Source organism: Herbaspirillum sp. GCM10030257, assembly GCF_042666555.1.
Classification (GTDB): domain Bacteria; phylum Pseudomonadota; class Gammaproteobacteria; order Burkholderiales; family Burkholderiaceae_D; genus Noviherbaspirillum.
This window is the reverse complement of the sequence record NZ_JBHTDH010000017.1, coordinates 72,523-95,691: the sequence shown is the minus strand read 5'-3', so window position 1 is coordinate 95,691 and position 23,169 is coordinate 72,523. Positions and strand designations below refer to the sequence as shown.

General features: G+C 56.1%; 19 protein-coding genes. 8 read left to right on the top strand and 11 right to left on the bottom strand.

From position 1 onward, the window contains the following. From ACFQUU_RS21490 to ACFQUU_RS21475, 4 genes are all read right to left on the bottom strand, one after another. Window positions 1–235, bottom strand: a 235-nt coding sequence (locus ACFQUU_RS21490) for a transposase (RefSeq protein ID WP_382250087.1), incomplete at its 3' end; no start/stop codon positions are given. 420 nt (window positions 236–655) lie between these two features. Beyond that, window positions 656–1,978 (bottom strand): MgtC/SapB family protein, encoded by a 1,323-nt coding sequence (locus ACFQUU_RS21485; protein ID WP_382250165.1) that lies wholly within the window; start codon window positions 1,976–1,978, stop codon window positions 656–658. A gap of 701 nt (window positions 1,979–2,679) precedes the next feature. Continuing rightward, a complete protein-coding gene (locus tag ACFQUU_RS21480) occupies window positions 2,680–4,848 on the bottom strand; it encodes a glycogen debranching N-terminal domain-containing protein (protein ID WP_382250164.1) in 2,169 nt (722 codons plus the stop codon). 393 nt (window positions 4,849–5,241) lie between these two features. Next, window positions 5,242–6,354 (bottom strand): glycosyltransferase family 4 protein, encoded by a 1,113-nt coding sequence (locus tag ACFQUU_RS21475; protein ID WP_382250163.1) that lies wholly within the window; start codon window positions 6,352–6,354, stop codon window positions 5,242–5,244. Window positions 6,355–7,120: 766 nt separating this feature from the next. Between ACFQUU_RS21475 and ACFQUU_RS21470 the strand changes: the two genes are divergently transcribed. Continuing rightward, window positions 7,121–7,447: a hypothetical protein gene (locus tag ACFQUU_RS21470; protein WP_382250162.1), complete on the top strand. Its 327-nt coding sequence runs from the start codon at window positions 7,121–7,123 to the stop codon at window positions 7,445–7,447. Window positions 7,448–7,902: 455 nt separating this feature from the next. On the opposite strand, the gene ACFQUU_RS21465 is transcribed toward ACFQUU_RS21470, so the two are convergent. The 3 genes from ACFQUU_RS21465 to ACFQUU_RS21455 form a co-directional block, all read right to left on the bottom strand. Beyond that, window positions 7,903–8,439, bottom strand: a complete 537-nt coding sequence (locus ACFQUU_RS21465) for a YbhB/YbcL family Raf kinase inhibitor-like protein (RefSeq protein ID WP_382250161.1) — start codon at window positions 8,437–8,439, stop codon at window positions 7,903–7,905. Window positions 8,440–8,641: 202 nt separating this feature from the next. Next, window positions 8,642–9,400, bottom strand: coding sequence for a phosphoribosyltransferase (locus tag ACFQUU_RS21460; protein WP_382250160.1), 759 nt, complete (start codon window positions 9,398–9,400; stop codon window positions 8,642–8,644). Next, entirely contained in the window at window positions 9,397–10,053 is a 657-nt protein-coding gene (locus tag ACFQUU_RS21455; protein WP_382250159.1) for a dienelactone hydrolase family protein, read from the bottom strand. Before ACFQUU_RS21455 ends, ACFQUU_RS21460 begins: the two co-directional genes overlap by 4 nt. A gap of 509 nt (window positions 10,054–10,562) precedes the next feature. Here ACFQUU_RS21455 and ACFQUU_RS21450 point away from each other — a divergent pair. From ACFQUU_RS21450 to ACFQUU_RS21440, 3 genes are all read left to right on the top strand, one after another. Beyond that, complete coding sequence (locus tag ACFQUU_RS21450) at window positions 10,563–11,345, top strand: SDR family oxidoreductase (RefSeq protein WP_382250158.1); 783 nt, start codon at window positions 10,563–10,565, stop codon at window positions 11,343–11,345. Window positions 11,346–11,966: 621 nt separating this feature from the next. After that, window positions 11,967–13,067, top strand: a complete 1,101-nt coding sequence (locus ACFQUU_RS21445) for an AI-2E family transporter (RefSeq protein WP_382250157.1) — start codon at window positions 11,967–11,969, stop codon at window positions 13,065–13,067. Window positions 13,068–13,132: 65 nt separating this feature from the next. Next, window positions 13,133–13,324, top strand: a complete 192-nt coding sequence (locus ACFQUU_RS21440; protein WP_382250156.1) for a hypothetical protein — start codon at window positions 13,133–13,135, stop codon at window positions 13,322–13,324. A gap of 85 nt (window positions 13,325–13,409) precedes the next feature. On the opposite strand, the gene ACFQUU_RS21435 is transcribed toward ACFQUU_RS21440, so the two are convergent. The 3 genes from ACFQUU_RS21435 to coxB are packed head-to-tail and all read right to left on the bottom strand — an operon-like array spanning window position 13,410 to window position 17,283. Then, window positions 13,410–13,760, bottom strand: coding sequence for a hypothetical protein (locus tag ACFQUU_RS21435; protein WP_382250155.1), 351 nt, complete (start codon window positions 13,758–13,760; stop codon window positions 13,410–13,412). After that, on the bottom strand, window positions 13,760–16,300 hold the full coding sequence (locus ACFQUU_RS21430; protein WP_382250154.1) for a cbb3-type cytochrome c oxidase subunit I: 2,541 nt from the start codon (window positions 16,298–16,300) through the stop codon (window positions 13,760–13,762). The genes ACFQUU_RS21435 and ACFQUU_RS21430 overlap by 1 nt, the downstream gene beginning before the upstream one ends. Next, window positions 16,297–17,283 carry a cytochrome c oxidase subunit II gene (gene coxB / locus ACFQUU_RS21425; protein ID WP_382250153.1) on the bottom strand — a complete coding sequence of 329 codons (987 nt, stop codon included), beginning with the start codon at window positions 17,281–17,283 and terminating at the stop codon, window positions 16,297–16,299. Before coxB ends, ACFQUU_RS21430 begins: the two co-directional genes overlap by 4 nt. Window positions 17,284–17,839: 556 nt before the next feature. On the opposite strand from coxB, the gene ACFQUU_RS21420 reads away from it, so the two are divergent. Genes ACFQUU_RS21420 through ACFQUU_RS21405 form a run of 4 tightly spaced genes read left to right on the top strand, consistent with a single transcriptional unit; the run spans window position 17,840 to window position 21,974 of the window. Continuing rightward, complete coding sequence (locus ACFQUU_RS21420; RefSeq protein ID WP_382250152.1) at window positions 17,840–18,916, top strand: cytochrome c oxidase assembly protein; 1,077 nt, start codon at window positions 17,840–17,842, stop codon at window positions 18,914–18,916. Next, window positions 18,913–19,278, top strand: a complete 366-nt coding sequence (locus ACFQUU_RS21415) for a c-type cytochrome (RefSeq protein ID WP_382250151.1) — start codon at window positions 18,913–18,915, stop codon at window positions 19,276–19,278. The genes ACFQUU_RS21420 and ACFQUU_RS21415 overlap by 4 nt, the downstream gene beginning before the upstream one ends. 12 nt (window positions 19,279–19,290) lie before the next feature. Then, the gene (locus ACFQUU_RS21410; protein ID WP_382250150.1) at window positions 19,291–20,145 is read left to right on the top strand and encodes a c-type cytochrome; all 855 of its coding nucleotides are present in this window, start codon (window positions 19,291–19,293) and stop codon (window positions 20,143–20,145) included. Continuing rightward, window positions 20,142–21,974: a glycoside hydrolase family 15 protein gene (locus tag ACFQUU_RS21405; RefSeq protein WP_382250149.1), complete on the top strand. Its 1,833-nt coding sequence runs from the start codon at window positions 20,142–20,144 to the stop codon at window positions 21,972–21,974. The genes ACFQUU_RS21410 and ACFQUU_RS21405 overlap by 4 nt, the downstream gene beginning before the upstream one ends. A gap of 366 nt (window positions 21,975–22,340) precedes the next feature. On the opposite strand, the gene ACFQUU_RS21400 is transcribed toward ACFQUU_RS21405, so the two are convergent. Continuing rightward, window positions 22,341–23,051, bottom strand: coding sequence for a glutathione binding-like protein (locus tag ACFQUU_RS21400; RefSeq protein ID WP_382250148.1), 711 nt, complete (start codon window positions 23,049–23,051; stop codon window positions 22,341–22,343). Window positions 23,052–23,169 lie beyond the last annotated feature (118 nt).

The following is a 23,169-nucleotide window of genomic DNA, read 5'->3' as shown; positions in this document are numbered from 1 at the left end:
CGCCGGCTCTGACCCAGCGACTAAAGCGCCTGAAGCAGGTCGACCCGGAAGGAAACCGGTCGGGAAGATCGGCCCAGCACGCCCCGGTACGCAATACCCACAAAATGCCATTGAGTACTGCCCGATCACTGTGGACTTCAGGTCGACCACGGCCATCGAGTCGCCGCGCTGTTACGGGAAGCAACGGCTCCAGTAGCCCCCATTGCTCGTCGGTAAGCTCTTCTCTTCGTGACATGATGAAAAACCATGCGAATCCGAAAAAAGCATCGACTACCTATTTATGGAATGAGTTCTAGTAAAACATATCATGTTGCGATATAACTTCAAGCGTTCATGCTTAATGCGACAAAGCCATAGTGATAAACGTTGGTGAGGTGCTCTTCGGGTTGTGTTGATCGGCGATTAGGTGAAATGCGATAAGCCATTGGCGAGAGAGCGAATGGGTCGCACACCGTAAAGCGTTTCCCAAAGAAGAATAGTGCGATCATAAATAATATGAGCTTCGTATCGCTTTAGCGGCGACATAATCGGCATGGTATGGCAATATCATGTCCGCACTGGTCAACGAAGGTAGCGACCAAGGTGCGGCTCTGACTAGCTACAGCCCTGAAGAGTCGCCGCTCGAATATGATGTTGTGACTTAATCTGTAAAAAGTCAGCGCACATCCATAGCCCCTGGAATGACAGCCGCCTTGAGCCAGAACCACGCACCGCCAGCTATAAAGATCGCAACCGTAGCAACTGCCACTTGGCGCCGAGCGGCACCAGCACCCAGCAAGGCTACCATTCCGCATTTCACTGCAGTATTGGCTAATGCAGCGATGCTGATGGCAGACGCAGCATGAGTTAGTCCAGCCGATTCATTTGTACTTTCGGCGATTGATAGGGTAATCGCATCGACATCGACGGACCCGGCTAATCCTGAAACCACGTATACCCCAAGCCCCGGGGCATTTTCTTGAGCAAATTTCACAGCCAGCAGCACAATGGTAAACACGATGCCGAAATGAATAGCGGATGTGAGACTAAATGGATTGCGTAACGCCATTCCGGAAAGTGTGGCTGCATTATCGTTGTTTGATTTGTGATTTGCCGCAACCTTCAAGCTTGCCCGGTAGTGCCAGCCGGCGAAAACTGCCGTTACGCCGCCCATTGCTGTAAAGGGAACCCACATCGTTTGAAACAATGCTGGATTGATGAAGGTAACGAGCGCCATGGTACGTGCGAACATGACGAGCCATGCCAGAAGAATACCGGCACTAACTGCGTGGCTATCGGCTGGCTCTGACTCGTTGCGACTGGCACGGGCAAAATTGAGTGTCGTGGCTGTAGATGACACCAATCCCCCAGTGAGTCCGGTAATGGCGGTACCCTGAGTTTTCCCCAGGATACGGGTTGCCACATACCCAATCAGAGACAGGCCGGCGATCAAAGTCACAAGTAGCCATAACTTATAGGGGTTGATCGCTCCCCATGGATCGATTGCATTGTCAGGTAACAAGGGGAGGATGATGAATGTCGCAATTAGAAGCTTGATTCCGGCGAAAATGTCTTCGCTGCCAATGCGTTCTACCAATCCATGCAGTGGCTGCTTGTAGGCGAGGACCGCCGATGTTACAACTGCCAAAGCGACGGCAAGGGATGGATAGCCGATCACTGCCATGGCGCCGAGCAGGCAGACGGCAATGGCAGCAATTTCACTGGTTAGGCCGATAGCATCATCCCGCGTCCGGTTCTGGAATATATAACCTGCGATGATCGCGGCACTCACTGCCAGCAAAGCGGCGGCGAAGATCCATGCCGTATCAAGTTCAAGTGATATCCACGCCGCTGCTGCCCCAATTAGTGCCACCAGGATATAGGTGCGGATTCCAGCAGTATGACTAGGTTCGTCATCTTTTTTCTTTTCCCGATCAATGCCGATCAAAGCGCCGATCAATAGAGCAATCAGGAAGTTTTGCGCGAGATCGAGAGTCATTCAGTCTTGTCCTGGAGAAAACCGGCTAGTACTTGCCTGTTTACCATATTCTCAAGGATATGCTCCGATACTCGTCAAACGTCGGCAGTTTAGTTTCAGATCATCCCAGCCTGATCATAAGAAGCGGGAAGCTTACGGCCTGCCGTTAGCTACTGGTTTGAACCAGGCGGATCGCGTTCGGAAGCGCTATGGTCCCGCCCCTATATTGCTGGATCGTCGGAATTAGTTAGCTAAAGCCTGGCCAGTACCCATATATGGATTCGGGCAACTCTGGGCCGGCACGATTGATTCGTTGACGATACTGCCACCAGCGGCCTTCCGTACAAGCTTTGCGCCTCTGAAACAACTGGCTGGCTGTGATGCCGGCTTCGTGGGCTACCAGGGAAGCCGACATGCCGGATTCGATGGTCTTACTCTAAGGGGCTACTTCAGAGGGGCTACTTCAGTCATGCAGACTATGGACGGTCAGCGTGAAAATGCTTTACGTGTGGTCTGCCCTAAATAACTTTACATAATTGATCGCATTTTTGTTGCATCAGATAACCATCTGACTTCTAACATCAAATAAAGATATTTACAGGACACCACACTAGCAGGTGAACCGAGGAAATCCCTTGCCACGCCGCGACGTGCCTGACATGTTATTGCAGAAATTTTCGCGGTGATGGCGAACCATTCCTGACCACATAGGTATGTACGTTTCAGGCGATGGACACGACTTCCACCTTGCCGGACCTGCGCATGATATTGATGCCGACATTATTCGGATAACGTTGAAGCTGCAGGTCTACCACTGCATCGCCGACGGCGAGCTTATCAATCGTGGCGGACTCAAGGAAAGGCGGCAGCTTTGGATGGCGGAATCGTATTTCGGACCTTGCGCTATCGAAAGAAAGACCTAGACAGGCTTGCAGCAGGTAGAACACGCTGGCGGCCGCCCATGCCTGCGGGGAACAGGCAACCGGATACAGTGTCGGTCCCTCGTCCGGTCGCTTGGAAAAGCCGCAGAAAAGTTCGGGCATGCGATACTGATCCATATACTGGATCGTATCCCACAGACCCGCGAACACTTGCATTGCATTAGCGGTCAGGCCATAACGCGCCATGCCGCTGGCAATAATTGCATTGTCATGCGGCCACACCGAACCATTGTGATAAGCCATGGGGTTATAGCGTGCTTCCCCGGTCGGGATGGTGCGCACTCCCCAGCCGCAAAAGAATTTCTCACTGACCAATTGAGCCGCAATTCTGGCGGCATGCTCCGGTGTCGCGATACCTGACCATAGCGCGTGCCCTGCGTTAGAGGACGGGACAGCGCATTGGTGCTTCTGGCCGTCGAGAGCCAGCGCGTACATGTTGATTTCCTCGCACCAGAACGCTTCATTGAAATGCTTCTTCAGCGCCTGCGCCGCGCTTTCCTGATCCCGTTTGAGCGCATCGTCGCCCAGCAGGCCCGCAAGACGGGCTGCTTGCAGCCTGGCATCGTAAACATAGCCCTGCACCTCACATAACGCGATCGGGGGATCAGCAAGCCGGCCGTCGCTGTGAAAGACGGAATCCTGGGAGTCCTTCCATCCCTGCTGTGCTAGACCCGATTCGGTGTAGCGTGCATATTCGACAAAGCCGTCACCATCACGATCACCGTAGTGGTCTATCCAATGCAATGCGCGCAGAATGTTGTCCCATATGCTTCGGATGAATTCAAGGTCCCCGGTGCGCTCGTAGTAGGCACCGGCCAAGCCAATGAAGAGAGGCGTGGCGTCCACCGAGCCGTAGTACCGGCCGAACGGAATTTCATTCAATTCAGCCAGTTCACCGTTGCGCGCCTCGTGCAATATCTTGCCGGGCTCCGCATCGCGCTCGGGATCAAATTCCGTAGCCTGACTATTCGCCAGAAAGGCAAGCACGCCTTTCGCCATGCCAGGATCGAGCCACAGATATTCATGTGCCGTCAAAATGCCGTCGCGGCCGAAGGTCGTTGAATACCAGGGAAGACCGGCATAAGGATAAGTGCCATCATTCATCACCGTGGTCAACATCACCAGATCCGCGGTGGAACGGTCAAGCCATTGATTGAAGCGGTCGTTGGACGTCGTGATTCTGCAGTGGTTGGTCAAGCGCTGCGCCATCGCCTCGTTGTTCTGGGTAAATGCCGTGAAATAATCGGTCGGGGCCGGTACCGCCTCGTTACCAATTTCGCAGCCGATAGCGACATATAAATGCGTTTCTTCCTTGGGAAGAAGGTGCAATGTAAAATCCGCCCCTGACGGTGACAGCTTTTGCGGCGGCGGATCAAAGCTGATGCGGGTTCTGCGCAAGGTTTCATCGAGACCACGATAGCCCAAGAGCAGCTCACGATCCGTGGTCTTCGGCGACAGGCTTTCACCACGACGATTGCGTCTGAATCCCCGCACCTCGAAGATATCGGCATAGCTTGCGCCGAATTCTATGGAAAGAGTAATGTCGACCGGTTCAAGGCCAAAGTTGATGACACGAATATGTTCATGGCATACGTCGTCCCGCAACAACTTCGCACGGAAGACGTGCAGCGTGCCTTTTTGAATCGAATTCTTCCCTTCAGGATGCAAGTCGGGATTCATCAGTTCGACAGTCAATAATCCATTATCGTCTCGGACCGTCGAGTTCAGAAACAGCGGTCGCACACCCTCGACCAGCAATTCCTGTTGTGAAAGAAAGCAGGTATCACCGCGATAAATACCTTCCTCACTTACCCCGATCGGCTGAATGTCACCAAAACGATCGAACATCGCAAAGGTGTCGTTTTCCTTGAGAACTCGACGCCTTTCATCGGGAGACGAGGAAGTCGCGAGAATGTACCATTGCTCGCCCAGACGGATTTTCTCAACCATTGAATTCTCCACTCAGCTTGGCGTAGCGGGCTGCTGTCTCACCCAGCCCGGCGATTTGCAATTTTCCATACATGGCCATCGGACGCGCACTCCGTTTTCCTTGCGCGGGAGTTGAGGTTGTTTCGAGCGTCCGTATTGCGGCCGGCTATGACTGATTACTCCTGTGGACTGAGCCGAGATCAGGATGTTCCTCTATTGGTCGCAGTCTGCGCAGTGCCGAATACCAATCCCAACCCATGACGCAACTTGACATCGCGCTTTTTCCCGCCTGCCTGCGTTGCACTTTTCGATAGCAACGCTACTGACCCCTCATGCCCATTGTCAGTCAAAATTCTACCTGTCTCGCCACTTATCCCGTTGATCCTGATACAAACCAAGCGGCTGGACTCCTCGTCAAAATTTCCCGGTGCTAATTCGAGAGACTTCCTTCCTCTCCCTGTTACGCCTTTGTGTGACGGCATGCAAGTCGGGTTTCGGGTTCTGCATGTTCATCACATTCTCATACGCCTGCAGGTACCTGGAGGCCATCTGCGCAACGGTAAACCGGCGCTCGAATGCTTCCCTGCATTGCTTCCTGTCCAACAACGTAATGTTTCGAGCTGCTTCAACGGCCTCTTCTTCATCGCTGACCAAAAACCCGGTAACCCCATGCTCCAGCACTTCGACCGTCGAACCGTGTCGATATGCCACCACAGGTGTGCCGCAGGCAAGAGCCTCGATAAGGACAAGTCCAAACGGTTCTGGCCAGTCGATCGGAAACAGCAGCGCTCGTGCTCCTTGCAATAATTCACATTTTTCCTTCTCTCCCACCTCTCCCAGATAACTTACCATCGGCCCGCCCAGCATTGGCTTGATGATCTGATCGAAATATGCCTGGTCCGCCTTGTCGACCTTTGCAGCCATGTAGAGATGCACACCGCATTGCCGCGCAATGGATATCGCTCGATCGGGACGCTTCTCCGGTGACATGCGTCCCAGAAAAAGAAAGTAGTTGCCATCGCCCGGCCCATAGGAATATAAGTCGGGCGGCAAGCCGTGATATATCGTATCGATCCAGTTGACCCACGGCAGGGGCGTGCGTTGGCTTGCCGATATGGATACGAGTGGCGTGTCGGAAAAACGATTGAATATGCACGTCAGCTCAGGCAGATCGAGGCGTCCATGCATCGTGGTGAGGTACGGAACATGGCGAAGGCGAGCAATGGGAAAATGCAGGTAATCGGTATGAAAATGAATAACGTCGAAGCTGTCAGCCAGTTCGGAAACCAGATCAAGTTGTATCGTGTGATATGCCGCCCATGCCTGGTTGTATAGTTCCTGACGTATGCTTTTTGGAACAGCCGCTACCAACTTTGCCGCAGTAACCGAGTCTCCGGAACCGAACAGCGTTACGTCATGCCCGCACCGGACAAGTTCTTCGGTGAGATACGACACTATGCGTTCAGTGCCACCGTACCCCTTGGGCGGAATGCTTTCAAAGAGAGGTGCTACCTGTGCGATTTTCATAGCCTGTCTATCCTGACGTCTTGTGGGCGGCAGCAAGCGCTCAATTCTTTTTGTTACCTTTTAAAAATTCCTCCTTCAGCAGAATCGTCCCGGAGTAAATATTCTTGTGCTGCCGTACACAAACTCATTCTTGCGCAAGCTGACCGTGACAGTTAGTAGCGGCTTCGTCTGCCGATCTTATTCAAACTGGTAAACGACAAATGCCAGTGGTGGAAGCGCCGGAGATCATGGGTACACTGCTCGTTCAACATTTAAGATACCCAATCATGCAGAAAAATTGTGCGATTAAGTGCAATTTATTGATTGGCGTATAAACGCGACGCCATCGATAGCGTTACTGGACGCAACAGCGCATTCTGCAAGCGGACGTAAAATTTGAGTCTTGGCAATTGGAGCGGTCAGGCGGTTTTTGATCGTAGTTCCACGACGGTAAGGGACCGTGCATACCGAAGGTGCGTGGACTGGTCTGGCGGCTCAACTTTCTGCTTCCCACACCGACTAGAGTGCTTTCACTCTGCTGGCCAGGCAACGCCGTGCTGTCGGTAAAGCGCCCGGCATTGACAGTACAGTCAGGATGAAGCGCTCTAACCCACCATGTAATCAAACGTAACAGGCTTTGAAATTCGCTGCTCGTACCGCAATATTAAAATAAATAGCGATATATCAATTGTAATTGTTGTCGTGAACGATGAGAGTGTCTGGCTATATGGCTGGGTTAGGGCGGCATCTCATCGTGACGTTACCGTGCTAGGCAAGGAGTTCTACTATGGACGGAACGAAATTCTTGACGCTCTTGAATGTCGTCGTCGCTGTAATCGTTGTTTCGCCGGCTGTGGCGCAACAACAGCAAATGGTCGAAGTAAGTCTCACAGATATCAAGGAAATATTGGCAAAAAACATCCACGCGGATATGGCCAGGATTCCATTGATGATTCAAGTCCCGCCAGAAATAGCTGCTAAAGTGTGTAACACTGGGACAGCGCAATTGAAGCCAGAAGCAAATAACGCCATTCCGAGCTGCCCTGCAAAATCAACCTCTGGTGACCTGGAACAAGCTGTGAAAAGACAGATTGCACAGAACGACCAAAAATAAGGCTGGCTTAGATTTTATTCTCAAGTGGTTCATCGTTACCTTTGATGTTTTGGCTTTCCTTGACCATGCTATAGCGTGCTCGCGCTTCTTGTTCAGCAAACACTGGTGTGAGATAGACTTTTAGGAGGTACAAATGGATAACATGAATCCACGCCCGGCTGCGGAAAACATTGCATTCGTTATCAATTTGGACTCCATCGAACGGCCGTGCTTAATATCAAGGGATGCATTGGACAGACTCGCGGCATTGAAGAATATTGATGGGACCGATGCCAGTTCCCGTGAACTATTCAAAGCTTTTGAGCTGTGCATTTGTTCGGTAGCGGGCACACTTATGAAGCACAATCCCACTCAAACGCCACTGTGCCTTACTGCTAAGGACATGGAACTGGCATACCAAACTACTTCGAGTCCCAAATAGCGATTATTTGCTGAAAAGAGATGATCACTTGCTCTCAGCTTGCTGATCCATCCGGCAAATGTCCGTAGCGTGCTGGCCAGAGATGGTAGGTACACCGCACCTGATGCTGATAAGTGCCCATCAACACCGTCTCGTCGACAATATGGCCTTGCATCGCTTCTATGATGGTCGCCTTATCCGGGCTATTTAGTTCAGGCAGCATGGTATCCAGTGCATAGAGATGATGGATGTATCGATGCCGCCCAATCGGCGGACAAGGACCGCCATAGCCGGTTCGCTGCCAGTCGTTGAGGCCTTCCTTCGTACCTGTCGGCAAACCCGCCGAGGCCACGTCCTGCTTCAAGCCGGAATCGGTTGCCGGCAGGTTGTAAAGTACCCAATGCACCCACGTTCTTTCCGGGGCCGCGGGGTCCGGCGCGTCAGGATCTTCGACGATCAAAACCAAGCTCTTTGCGTTCGGTGGCGAACCTGCCCACGACAGTGGTGGCGAAATATTCTCTCCGTCGCAGGTGTACCTCATCGGAATATCGCTGCCCTCAGTAAAAGCCGTCGAGGTTAAGATCAAGCTCATTGCTGCTCCAGAGTGATTTCAATGCAATACCGCGCTGCTTGCTTCGGCACGCAACCCCTTGGCACGATTCGCCAGATCACGTGACCGGGACTCGATCGCTTTGCGCATTGTGACCAACGTGCTATACGCTTTGTCTTTGATTAGCGCGCGGCGCCGGTTTCCCCGATCCGGGTCCGTCAGATACATGGTGAGGGCGCCGAAATCAGGCCGGCTTGCCGGGAATGCTGGCATCAGGAGGTATCTGGCCGCCAACCGCATCCGGTGGTATCGCGCCAACTTCCGTCCCTGCACCAAGTTCCCCCGACTCGTTCGCGGCCGCATCCAGAAGGACAATGACTTCTTCATCCGTGGTTTGCTCAAAATTCTTGTAATACTGTCCAACCGCTTGAAAGTTGGATTGGGTGAACAGGCAAACACCGTCGTCGACAACGGCGCATAAGCTGTCGAGCGCACTGCGCGGCGCAACCGGGACAGCAAAAATCAGTTTTGCGACGCCTTCCCGCGCCAGTGCCTTGAGCGCAGCTCCCATTGTTCCCCCGGTGGCGATGCCGTCGTCCACCACGATCACCGTGCGTCCCTGGATTGGCACTGGCGGACGGTCGCCACAATAGATTTTCCTGCGACGCTCGATTTCGTCCAGCTGACGCTGTTCTTCCGCCTCAAGATACCCCGGTGGCGGGCGCAGCCGATTCACCAGTTCCTCGTTGATTACTCGTTGATGGCGCTGTCCGTCCACGACGGCACCCAAACCGAGTTCCGGAAAACCCGGCGCGCCGATTTTGCGAACCAACAGCACATCGAGCGGTGCGCCGAGCGCCTGGGCGACCTCGTACGCTACCGGCACACCGCCTCTTGGCAGGGCCAGCACGACTGGCGAGTCTTTCTTCAGATACATCAGTGCGGCGGCAAGCTGTGCGCCGGCCTCGCGCCGGTCTTTGAATGGGGAGAAATCAGGGGTCATGTCGAACCTACTGGAAAGTGTTCACTGAACCAACCAATGGCAAAGCGGAGCACCTGCTCCAGTGTGCCTGGTTCTTCGAAGAGGTGGCCTGCGCCAGGAACGATCACCAGTTCCTTTTTTCCGGCTAATTGCGACAAGGCATGCCGGTTCAGTGCAATCACCGGTATGTCCAGGCCACCGACGATGAGCAATGTCGGGGCACGGACCCGGGCAAGCGAGGCGCCGGCCAGATCTGGCCGACCGCCACGGGACACGATAGCCGTAATCTGATGGTCGGCATCCGCGGCGGCGACCAGCGCAGCGCCGGCGCCCGTGCTGGCACCAAAGAAGCCAATCGGCAAATGTGCTGTCTCCGCTTGTTGTCGTATCCAGCACGTGGCCTCAATCAAGCGGGCGGCCAGAAGTGGAGTGTCGAACACGTTTGCCCGATTTGCTTCTTCCTCGGGCCGCAGTAAGTCCAGCAATAGTGTGGCAAATCCTGCTTCCCGCAAGCCAGCCGCCACATGGTTGTTGCGTGGACTGTGTCGTCCGCTGCCGCTACCGTGTGCAAATATGACGACACCTTTCGATTCCTCGCCCAGGCCCAGCAATCCTTCGAGGCCGTGCGGCTCGATGCGAACCGCTTGCACGTCTACTGTTCGTGAGCGTTTCATTGCAGCCACCTCCTGCATCGGAGGCAAGCAAGGTGCTTGCCACGACATTGAATTCGGCATAGGAAGGCGCCGTGACGTAACGCCTCCTGCACGTGATCGCAGCGAGGGAACAATTGGTAAATCGGGCAGACAAACATATCGATTATCGAGATTTTATTGGAGGTGCCAACATGCAGACATCCCAGATCCGAGATCAAGTCTCGAACATCGAGCGGTGCACAGACGACGCGTGGAATGCGTGCTAACGGAGTACTAACATTCTTGGCGAACTGCACAACTGTTTCGGCGAGCTTGATCGGGAATCCGTTCAGGTCAAGGAGTTCGTTCAAATCGAAGGTAACGATGACGGCATTCGTCAGTGTGTCGGCCAGCAGGTGCTGAGGGCGGTGACCCAGGCGCGCAACGCGATCTCTTCACTCAAGCGCCATATTTACTGAGCCCTGCGTGCTGCAACCAGGGGCATTGGGTAACGGGGGGCTCTGTTGCCGCCGCAAGAACTGGAGAATCTCATGAAAGAACAACGAATGAACGGCGAACTGGCCATCGTGACCGGTTCCGATTCCGGTATCGGGCAGGCGACTGCGATTGCTTTTGCCCGGGAAGGCGCGGATTTGGTTGTCACCTACCTGCATGACCGTCAGGGTGCGGAGCGAACGGCCGGTGAGATTGAAAATGCAGGGCGAAAGGCGGCGGTGTTTCGTCTCGACCAGCGCGACTCGAAGAACGTGCAGCAGTTATTCCATGAGGTGAAGTCGACGCTGGGCGTGCCGACCATCCTCGTCAATAACGCAGGCATCGATGCGTCGGGCAAGATGGTCAAGGATATGACGGATGACGACTGGAACGACGCCATCCGCACCAATCTTTTCGGGCCGTTCTACTGCTGCCGCGAATTCATCCGCGCCATCGAGAATTCCGGCCGGCATGGAACCATTATCAATATCACCAGCGTGCATCAGGAAATTCCGCGTGCCGGTGCATCCGGTTATGATGCGGCCAAAGGGGGCCTCCGTAATCTGACGACAACGCTCGCGCTGGAACTCGCGGAGAAGGACATCAACGTCAATAACATTGCCCCCGGCATGGTGCTGACTCCAATGAACCAGTCCGCCATCGACGACCCGGAAGTGCTGAAGCAGCAGGTGCAGTCGATCCCGATGAAGCGTGCGGCGCACCCGGAAGAAATTGCGCATGTCGCAGTGTTCCTGGCATCCGAACAGGCCCGGTATATTCATGGCACCACGATTGTGGTTGATGGCGCCCTGATGCTGTTCCAGGGGCAGGGCGCGTAGCGCCGCGTCGCTTCGACATTGTCCCCTGCTGCTGCCATCCATTGCTATCGATTCAAGATTGTGTTTCTGTCGGTGAGATATGCAGAAGTGCCACGTGCTGGACCGGCCTGGTGCGGCGCGTTTTGTCTTGGATGTTCGTGTGTGGCGGCAGAGATTTCGGTTCCGTTAATCGGCATCGATTAGATGCTATCTCAGTGATTTGCGAGCTGATGAAATGACAGGAACGATCGCCGTCCATGACGTGAACCACGAAAGAAGAATCGGATAATGCCAGGGATGCGATGCAGACAGTTCCTTGTTCTGGTTTGCAACAATTTTCAGTGTTCCTCCGTGGCAGGCCCGAAGCAGGAACTGGAACCATATTGACGCAAAATTATCTGTAAAGAATTAACGCCTTTCAACCTTGATGCTGGCTATTGCCCATATTTGCAAAAAGGCACTTGCGGACGGAAGAATCCACTGTTGAAGAAGGAACAAGGAATGTGCGGCCCAGTGGGATACGAAGCGGCGTAGCGTGTGAAGTAATGCGCCCGACTATTGCGCTGCAATGAGCATGGCCTGCACTAACACGTAAAGAGCCGGACATTGGCGGTTGCGCAATAGGTAAAGCGAGCGCATTTTATGGACGATAAACACGACAGCCAGGTGCCGCAAGCAAGAAGCGACGACACGCTTCGTGAAGAGCGCAGCTTTCTTCACAACGCAATCCTTTTCTATGCAGTCGGGCTGATGTTTCTGCTGGTTGCCGGTATCGTGTGGTATGCGGCCAAGGTCTTACTGCTGCTCTTTGCGTGCATTCTCGTTGCCGTTCTTCTGTACGATATTGCGCAACGCGTCCAGCGGTGGCTCCACTGGCCGCACGGACCAACACTTGCGCTGGTCGTCGTACTCTTGCTTGCCGTGCTCAGTCTGGCAGGATGGTTGATGGCACCCCAAGTGAGCCGTCAGGTGGGTGACTTGACCATGGCGATTCCGCAGGCGGTGGACCGCATCCGCGCCGAAGCGCAGCAGTATCCGTTGCTGCGCAGTCTGTTGGTGAATTTGCCGCCGACCGATCAATTGATGTCCCAAGCCGCGTCCATGTTGTCGCAAGCGGGGCTCGTGTTTTCCGGCGTTCTCGGCGCAGCAGGCAATATCGCCATCATGGCGTTTGTCGGGGTATATCTTGCCGCACAGCCTCACATCTATCTCGACGGTCTTGTGACATTGATGCCGCACCGAAAAAGGCAGCGTATACAGGAAATCATTGCAGAGCTGGGGCGCACGCTTGGGCAATGGCTAGTCGGCAAGGCTGTGACCATGGTGATCGTCGGTGCTATCACCGCGCTCGGACTGAGTCTGCTCGGCGTGCCGCTTGCGCTGACGCTTGGCATACTTGCCGGCTTGCTTGATTTCATCCCATACCTCGGTCCCGTTATCGCCGGCGTGCCCGCGGTGTTGATCGCGTTTGCCGAGAGTCCGACCCTCGCACTCTATACGGCATTATTATTTCTTGCCGTGCAGATCGCAGAGGGTTATTTGCTGTCGCCTTTGATCGAACGAAGAACCGTGTCACTGCCGCCAGCCCTGACAATCGCGATGCAAGTCGTGTTCGGTGCGCTGTTCGGGCTCGCCGGGGTCGCATTGGCAACCCCGCTGACTGCGGTACTCGCCGTCCTTATCACGATGCTTTATGTCCAGGACGTGCTAGGAGATCCGGTCAAGACGCCTAGCGAGCACTAGTCCGGTATGGATTAATGCATAGAGCCGTGCTGTGGGATGCCTCCGGATAGGTAAAGAAGAAACGGATGCCAGCCGATGTCAACCTGAACCGGGAACGGGAATTCCAGAAACCGGAGCGGAAATTCAATCAGGGTCATCGTTATCCGGGATGCGAAGAAGAGGTCGCTGTACGCATTGTGAACAAGCAGCGATCGCCGTACCACGGAGAACATCCGGACGAAGATGCTCCGATTGCATGCATCGGAGATGCAGCTTGAGTAAGGATTACGGAGCAAGTGCAAGATCTACACGGCGATCTCGCCGTGGACAGACGCATCCGCCTTCACGCGGTGAGGACAAGCCCTAGCCGCATGCCGGTACAAGAAGCACAGGCAAGGCTTCCCAAACGATGGCAATGCCAGCGAGCACGCCAAGCCATGCAGAAGTCCGGTAAATGAAGTCATTGTCTGCCGAATCGTTGCGCATCCGCCTGATACGCAAGTGAATTGCCAGAATGCCGCCGATGGCTATTATCGTTGCCATTGCGATGCCCCAACCGAGGATGCCGATGCCGAGCCATTCCGGCTGAAGTCCGGGCCGCGCGCAGACAATGCCGGTCAAGCCGTAGATCAACAAAAAGTGAATGGCCCAGACAAGCGGTCCAGAGGACAGCAGCAACAAGCTGCGAACAAAGGAAGCGGGCGTCTTCAGCATCACCCGGCCAGGCGTGGGAAGGAATGGATGAGGCCCAGGGCGACCAGCCCTTGCACCACGGTGTAGTGCCACAGCAGCATGGTGTTGTCGAACGTGACACGGCGCCGTCCACTGATCAGCCCTTGGCGGTTTCTGGCCAGGGTGTACAGCCCCATCATCGACACCACCACGACAAAGAATCCCTGCAATCCGATCAGGGTGTAGACCGCCGCGCCATAGGCGGTCTCCTGCGCGCTGAGGCCGGTTTGCATCTGGCTATAGCAGTCGATGGCAATTGACGCGACGAGCAGCAGCACGGCGAGTGGCAGCAGGATCGATACGCCAAACCGTGCCTCCCCGCGTTTAAGGCTGCGGCTTGCCCGGGCGACGCAAGCGCTGCTTCCCAGCAGCAGCGCCGCTACCGTGGCCGGCCATGCGAACGAGGGCAGGGCGTCGGCATCCGGCCAGACCTCCGGAGAGACCGTCCACAAGAACAGGTAGGCAAACAGCATGGACCCGAAGATCGAAGCCGCCACCAGGATCAGCACAACCATCGCCCACCAGGAATGTGACGACGGACCGGTCATGTAGACTGGCAGCCGGATGCCGCCGCCGATGTCGACGGGTGCCGGAGACGGATCAGGATCTGTCGTCCATAACCATTTGAACACCATCACGATCGCCAGTGCGCCGAATACCAGGGCAGGCAGCACCAGCTTGACGGTCAGCAGCAGGAAAAACCCCGCAGTGCCGAAGGCGGCGAGCACCGGCGACCAACCCGGTCCGGGCATCTGCAGCACGTATTGCGGTTGAGCGTCAACGGCACTGGTGACGATGGTTTCGCGGCCACCGGTCGGCGCGTCTGGCAGGTAATAACAGCCGGCCGCCACGTTCTCCGCGAGCCCGGGTTGCTCCCATAAAGGACTGTTCGTTGTCACGATCGGGATGCTGCGTACGCCGTAAAGATCATTTGGCAGCCACTCCAGCGTTCCCGCATTCCAGATATTGCCGGCATTCTTGCCGCCGGTTGGACGGAAATGCAATGCAAGATCGATCAGGAAGACCAGCACACCGGAAGCGATCATGTAGGCGCCGATCGTTGACAGCATATTGAGCGGTCCCCATCCCATGCCGTCGGAGTAGGTATAGACACGCCGCGTCATGCCGGCCAGCCCGGTAATATGCATCGGGAAGAAGGCGACGTTGACCCCGGTGAACATCAGCCAGAACACCCATTTTCCGAGACGCTCGGAAAGCGGCGTCCTGCTGACGAACGGTGCCCAGTAATAAAAGCCGGCGAACAGCGGAAAAACCATGCCGCCGATCAGCACATAGTGCAAATGCGCGACGATGAAGTAGGTATCGTGCGCTTGCCAGTCGAACGGAACGACCGCCACCATTACGCCGGTCAATCCGCCCAAGACGAAGACGAACAGGAAGCCGAGCACGAACAGCATCGGCACCTTGATCTTGAAGCGGTCGGCGGCGGCGATGGTCGCGATCCAGGCGAACACCTGTATGCCGCTGGGAATCGCGACTGCCATGCTGGCGGCGGAAAAGAAACTGAGCGACAGCTGGGGAATGCCGGTAGCAAACATGTGATGCACCCACAGCCCGAAGCTGAGGAAGCCGGTCGCAATGAGCGCCAGCACGATCAGATGGTGGCCGACCAGCGGCTTTTGCACCATCGCCGGCACGATCATCGACACCATGCCGACAGCGGGAAGAAAGATGATATAGACCTCGGGGTGGCCAAAGAACCAGAACAGGTGCTGCCACAGCAAAGGGTCACCGCCTTTCTCGGCAACGAAGAACGGCCAGTAAAAGCTGCGTTCCAGCTCAAGCAGGATGGTACCGAGGATGACGGCAGGAAAGGCAAAGATGATCATTCCGGCAAACACCAGCATCGCCCAGGCGAAGATCGGTATCTTGTCGAGCGTCATTCCAGGTGCCCGGGTGCGCAGCACGCCAACAACGATTTCGATGGCACCGGCGATTGCCGAAATTTCAATGAAGCCAATGCCGAGCAGCCAGAAGTCGGCATTGGCGCCGGGGGAAAACCGGTAACTGGTCAGCGGCGGGTACATGAACCAGCCGCCCTGTGGCGCCAGATCGAAGAGGATGCTGCAGAAAAACACCAGTCCGCCTACCGCATAGGCCCAGTACGCATAGGCCGACAGGCGTGGGAACGGCAGGTCGCGCGCGGCCAGCATGTTCGGTAATAGCAGCACGCCCATCGCTTCGACCGCGGGCACCGCGAACAGGAACATCATGGTGGTGCCGTGCATGGTGAACAACTGGTTGTAGGTCTGGTAGCTGACCAGGTCGTTCTCGGGCATCGCCAGTTGCGTGCGCATGATCAGCGCCAGGATGCCGGCCAGCAGGAAGAACACGAAGGCCGTGCCGACATAGAACAGTCCGATATAGGTGTTGTTGACGACAGTGAGAAAGCGCAGGCCGGATGGGGGCTGCCAGACTTTCTGCAGCTGATCGAGTTCGGCTTGCGGGCGCGGAGCCGGGTTGGGCAAGCCCGTGTCGCTGTTTGCCATCGGCGCTGTCATTGCAGGCTCTCGAGATAAGCCGCAAGCGCGCGCAGTTCCTCTCCAGAGAACTGGTTGAAAGAGGGCATTCTGTTCCCCGGTTTGATTTGCTGGCTGCCGCTGATCCACCCGGCAATCGTGCCGCTGTTATTGGGCAGGGTGCCGGCAGCGATGGCGTGGCGGCCGCCGACATGCGTCAATTCGGGGCCGATTTGGCCGGCTGCTTGCGTACCCCGTACCGCATGGCACTGACCACATCGGTTATCGAGAAACAACTGCCGGCCATGAAGCAGAAACGGATCGGCGGGCTCCAAAGCGGGCTGAGCTTGAAGGCTGAGCCATGCATCGTACTGAGTCTGTTCCTGCGCGATCACATAGAACGCCATCTTTGCGTGCTGCGCACCGCAGTACTCGGCGCACTGACCACGGTAGACGCCCGGAGCTGCGGCGTGCAACTGCAAACGGTTCACATGGCCTGGGATCATGTCGATCTTGCCAGCCAGGTTAGGGACCCAGAAGCTGTGAATGACGTCCCCGCTCTTGAGCAATACCTCGATCGCCCTGCCCACCGGGATGCGAAGTTCATTCGCCGTTTCGAATAGCGGATTGCCTCTACTGTCCAGGTAGCGTACACGCCACCACCAAAGTTCGCCAATCACTTCGATGCGCTCCTGTGGTGCCGCGTTTCTACCAATGTGAATGGCGCCGGAAGCAAAGGAATAGACCAGCAGCGCAGACAGCGTCACCACCGGAAAGACGATACCACCGCCGATAATCAGCTCTTGGCGGGCAAGCACATGGCGTTGCGCATTCGTCCCGAACAAGGCAATTCCTGCAAGAATAATGACCGCGACAAAGATCAGGCTGCCGCCGACGAAAAGTACCCACATGATGTCCGCTATCTCTGCGGCGTTGTTTCCCTTCGGCTCGAATGCCGACTGCATCTCGCCCCAGGCGAGCGATGGCGTGAGACAAAGCAGCAGAAAGGAAAAGAGAACAGACATCGGTAGCGTTCCGCAGAAAATGCGAATCGGGAAACAAGCGTTCTTGCGTTCTTGCAAACAAGCGCTGCAACGTCCGTTGCTCTGGTATGAAGCAGCAGCGATGATGCATGCTGGTAGTACAGGCAAGATAGCGTCTGGCGTTGGCGCCGAAGCAGGTTGCATACCATTCATGTAACGACGCAAACATGCCTTGCAGCCTGCGCTCATACTCGCCGCGCTCCCTGTCTCGATTATTCCAAAGATTGCATTTTTTACATTGACCGCAATTCGCATCCCGGCGCTGTTGCACTGAATGAGCAATTGATTGCGCTGGCAGAGATATTGCAACGTTTATCAACTTGCATTCCATCAGCAGCATTTGTTCCATGTGCCTGCATAGGCGAAGAAGGAAGCAGGCATTGAAAGCCGGTGTGACGACGAACAGCTTGAAATAAATTCGCTTCGTATGTTGCCAGGAGGATAGGACTTCGGTTGCTGCCTCCATGCTCCTTACCGCCGTTTCGACTTGGGCCGTTGTATCTTGACCACGTTTCAATTCGCTTGCCAACCAATACCAATGCGCCTGCCCTTCCTGCCGTTCTGCATGCTTGTATTCAACGCAGGGCTGGTACCTGCGGCGGCGGCCCACGACACTTCTTCACCGGCCATCGGATTCTCGATATTTACCTGGCCGGTGGATGAATCGCTCGCAATGGGTGGCGCGCTCCTGTTCTGGATGGTTGCGGCATGGAGGGCTGCACGCGCCGGTGGCACCATTGCTGCAGCACTGTTGTCCGCAGCGGTCGCATCGGCGGTATGGATTTGCGTCGTCTTGCACCTCGATGCGTGGATCGTCGCGAGCTTGTTCGTGTCATGCTGGTTGTATGCCGCCGGCCTTTACCATCTGCGACAGGTCACGCGCCATAGCACGCGTTCCTGGGCGCGTCGCGCTGTGTTCTTTAACTGCGGCCTGGCCGTGCTGGTGGTGGCACTGCTATCGCCGGTAGAGATGCTGGGTGAAGAGTTGTTCGCTATGCACATGGTGCAGCATGAGTTGCTGATGCTGGGAGCGGCGCCGCTGATAGTGGCAGGCAGGCCGCTGGTGGTTTTCATCTGGGCATTCCCCGCGGCTTGGCGCAGGCACATTGCCAGTGCGATTAAGTCGCCAGCGATCCTGGGACCATGGACAGCACTGACCCGGCCGCTCGTTACGTGGTCGCTGCACGCGCTGATCCTGTGGGTCTGGCATTTTCCCAGCTTGTTTCAGGCGGGCCTCACAAGTAACACCGTGCACACGGTACAGCACCTGAGCTTTCTGTTATCAGCCTTGTTGTTCTGGTCGTCGATCCTCGGCCCGCACGCGTGGCTGCGCCACGGCATTGCGGTGCCATACCTGCTGACCACCGCAATCCACACCGGGATACTCGGTGCACTGCTGACGTTTTCGCCACGCGCCTGGTACCCGCTCTATGCCACACGAACAGAGTATTGGGGGGTCACCCCCCTGCAAGATCAGCAATTGGGCGGCCTCATCATGTGGGTGCCAGCCGGCTTTGTCTTTGTATTTGTGGGACTGGCATTGGCGGCCCGACTCATCGTGCCGCCAATCGGTAGCCGCCCGCAAGGCATTCCACCTGCGGGGAGCCGCTCATGACCGCTCGCATGACGTTTTTACTTTGCCTGATACTGGTAGCACCGTTAACAACGACCGAGGTTGTCTCGGCGCAGATTGCCGGTGGCGATCCGAAGCGGGGCAAAGCAGCGGTGGAACGTTACGGCTGCGCGGCATGCCATGCCATTCCAGGAAGCGCGAACCAGGGGAGCAACGTCGGCCCGCCCCTGTACAAGATTGCGCGTCGCGCGTATGTTGGCGGCGTCCTGCCGAACACACCCGACAGCCTGATACGTTGGCTGCGCAACCCGCCGCAGGTCGACCCGCGCACCACGATGCCGAACCTGGGTGTTTCCGAGATGGATGCGAAGGACATCGCCTCCTATCTCTATACGCTGGACTAGAAACTGCTGCCGATGAAGATCAAGCTGCGCACAATCGTGGTCTTGCTGGTGGTCGGAATGGTGGGCGCCGCCGGCTTCGTGTACCTGGGGATCTATAACGTTGCGGCCACCGAGCAGCATACGTCACCGGTTTACCATTTACTTGAATATGCAATGCGCAAGTCCGTGATGTTCCGCGCGAATACGATTCAGGTGCCGGATCTGTCCAGCGAACAGCGTGTGCGGTCTGGAATGGTGCATTACCGTGCGCATTGCGTCCGATGCCATGGTGCCCCTGGCGTGGCGCCTGAGCCGTTTAGTTTCGGGATGACACCGGCACCGGCCAATCTGGTCACGACGGCGCGCGAATGGCAGGCGGCCGAGCTGTTCTGGGTGATCCGCCACGGAATCAAGATGAGCGGCATGCCGGGGTGGGAATACCGGCTGAGCGAGCAGGAGACGTGGGATATCGTCGCCTTTGTCGAGCGGATGCCGGCGCTGTCGCCCAATGATTATGAGCAATGGAGCAGGCAACTGCCTGCGGATCCTGCTCTGCCGGAGGCCGGTTCGACCGGAGCGGCCAAGGTAACCGCCAGACTGGGAGATGCGAAAGCCGGTGAGCGCGCACTGCAACAATACTTGTGCGCGACCTGTCACCAGATACCCGGCATTACGGGTGCCAACCGTCATGTCGGCCCGCCGCTCAACGGCATCGCGCACCGCAAGTATATTGGCGGCGTCGTGCCCAATACCCCGGAAAATATGGTGCGCTGGATACAGAACCCGAAACAGTTCGCGCCGCTTTCCGCGATGCCTAGCCTGGGCGTGACCGACAAGGATGCGCGCGACATCGCTGCTTTCATGTACACACTGGAGGATCTCGATTGAGCACCCTTGACACTGACTCCCGGTATCCGCCCATTGCTGAGTATGCGACCGTCAGCGACTGCCATTGCATGGCGCTGGTGTCGCGCGCTGGATCAGTCGATTGGTGCTGCATGCCGCGCATCGACGACGACAGCCTGTTCGGACGACTGCTGGACTGGGACAAGGGCGGTTTCTGCGCGATCAGTCCCGTCGAAAAAGGGTATGTGTCGACGCGGCGCTACCTGCCTGGAACAATGATGCTGGAAACCCGTTTTTGTACACCGGCCGGCGAAGTGATGCTCTACGACTTTTTCGCTATGGATGAGGATGGACTAGAACATCCGCGTTACGATCTCGTGCGGATTGTCGACGGCATCACGGGCGAAGTGGAACTGAGTCTGGATATCTGCCCGCGCTTCGACTACGGTGAGATTGTTCCTCGAATGCAACGGCATCCGAGCGGTGTCTATACGGCAATCGGCAGCAACAAGGGATTGCTCATCCATAGCGATGTACCGCTGAAGGTGATTGAGCACCGCGATCTCAGCGCAACAGTACGGGTAGCGGCAAGCCGACGTATCCGGCTAGTGTTGAAGTTCCAGGTTCCCGAACTGATCGAGTCGGCAATCGCACATGGTTTGCCGGATCAGGCAAAGATCGACCGCGCTTTCGAACATACCCGCGCGTGGTGGAGCGATTGGTCGGCCCGCATTCGGGCGCCATTCGAGGTGGATTTCCAAACCCTGCGATCGGCCATCACGCTCAAATCCCTGACTTTCGAACGCACCGGGGCAATTGCCGCCGCTGCGACGACGTCACTACCGGAGTCCATAGGCGGGCAGCGCAACTGGGATTATCGCTTCAGCTGGGTACGCGATTCCCTGTTCACGGTACGGGCGCTGCACGACCTCGGCTATGTGCGAGAGGCTGACCGCTTCCACCAGTTTATCGAGCGCAGTTCCGCCGGCAGTGCCGACGAACTGCAGATCATGTACGGCGTTGACGGCAAGCGACGCTTGACCGAGATCGAGCTTGACTGGCTGGAAGGGTACCGGCGCTCGCGCCCGGTACGCATCGGCAACCGGGCAGCCAAGCAACTGCAGATGGATATCTATGGCGAGCTGGTGGAAATGGCATGGGAGTGGCACGCCAACGGCCATCAAACCGATCCGGATTACTGGACCTTTCTGGTGGATGTAATCGACACTGTGTGCGAGCGCTGGCCGGACCGCGACCATGGCATCTGGGAGGTGCGTGCCGAACCTGTGCATTACGTGCATTCGAAAGTCATGTGTTGGGCCGCATTGAACCGGGGCATCATGCTGGCAAAAGATAAGCAGTTCAAGGCACCGGTCGAGCGTTGGATTAAAAACCGTGAAGAACTGCGCGTGGCCGTGGAGACCCGAGGTTACGATCCCCAGCGCGGCATCTTCGTGCAGGCGTTCGATAGCAACTGTTTGGATGCGGCGTTGTTGCTGCTGCCGCGTGTCGGCTTCATCGCCTATGACGATCCGCGCATGCAACGCACAACTGATGCAATATGTATCAAGCTTGATCGCCACGGTTTGCTGGTGCGGTACGACTCGACGGATAACCTACCCGGAAACGAAGGGGTGTTCCTGCCGTGCACGTTTTGGCTGGTTACTTGCCTGGCACGACAAGGCCAGCGAGAGCGTGCGTGGCAGTATTACGAGCGCGCATTGTCTTGCGCCAATGATGTCGGGCTGTTTTCTGAAGAGTTCGATGTCGACAACTGGAGCATGCTGGGTAATTTTCCTCAAGGCTTGACGCATGTATCGCAGATCACGGCGCGGCTCGCCCTCGCCGCAATCGATAATCACTCTAAATAGGCGAGCAACAGGGCGGTTGAAATCAGCAGCGCAACGATAGCGCCGACTACTGTCCCGCGTTGTGTGGTAAACCAGAACTGCCAGCTGAATGGCTCCGCTCGCTGATCGAAGCGTCCATGTGCGCCCCGTTCCCTCGGTCGACCTGGGCACGAGGCATCAATGCCAGCTTGTCGGCATTTGAACAGCTCTTCACTGTTGTAATAGCCGCGATCAGCAATAGCAGTGATCCGCCGGCTGGCCCAGCATCTCACGCGCCCTGGTGGCCATGGACGACAGTTGTGCCCGGTCCGAGGGAATGTTCGTCACCTCGTGATCTGATGCACGTGCATCGAAGTGGACCGGGCGTACCTAATCAAGCCACGAGGTTCATTGCGCAATTCGAGCAGACAGTTCCTCGAAGGTAACGTGACCCTTGAAGCTCCCGTTATCCTTAACGCTCTTTCCCTGTTCAATGTCTAGGGCAAAGCGAACAGCTGGATCCTCGCCCAACCGGTGAAGGTAGCGATACACGTTGGGATAGCTTTCCTGGAGATTGCATACCTTGTGATATTCAGCCCAACGACCAATAGCAAACAGATAGGCGTCGGCGACGGTGGGCTTGCTCCCTCCCAGCAGCCACTGTCGGTCCGAGAGAAGTGTCTCGAGATACGAAAATTCCTTGTTCACACTCTCGACGCCGAGCTTGCGCAACACTTCCTTTGTAGGCCCGCTGGTTTCATTTGCGTCGTACAGTTTCCATAGTGGCGCGAAGGCCGCAAATAAGTCGGTGGTTAAATACGAAAGCATTTCAGCCAGCCGGTCAAATTCCCGCGTTCCCTGTTGAAAGCCGAGCCCGGCGTCAATGCCGCGTCCTCCTATGTTCTGAAGAATTGCGAGACTTTCTGTCAGGCTTGCGCCGTCCTCAAGCAGCAGTGCGGGGGTTTTCATCCGCGGATTGATCTTGGCGTAGACCTCGTTCCAAGGGTGTTGCAGCATCTCGATCCGACAGAGGTGGTATGGCTGCGCAATCCATTCTAGAGCGATAACGGAACCGATCGAACAACCGCTGGGCACGCCGTAAAAAAGGACTGGGTTCATTTGCATCTCCATTCATTTATTAAACAATTCACCGCGACATGCGATGAGAGAAATATACATGGGTGGACATTGCTTCAAAAGACTGGAGAATGTAGACTCAATGTCTCTATATATGAAC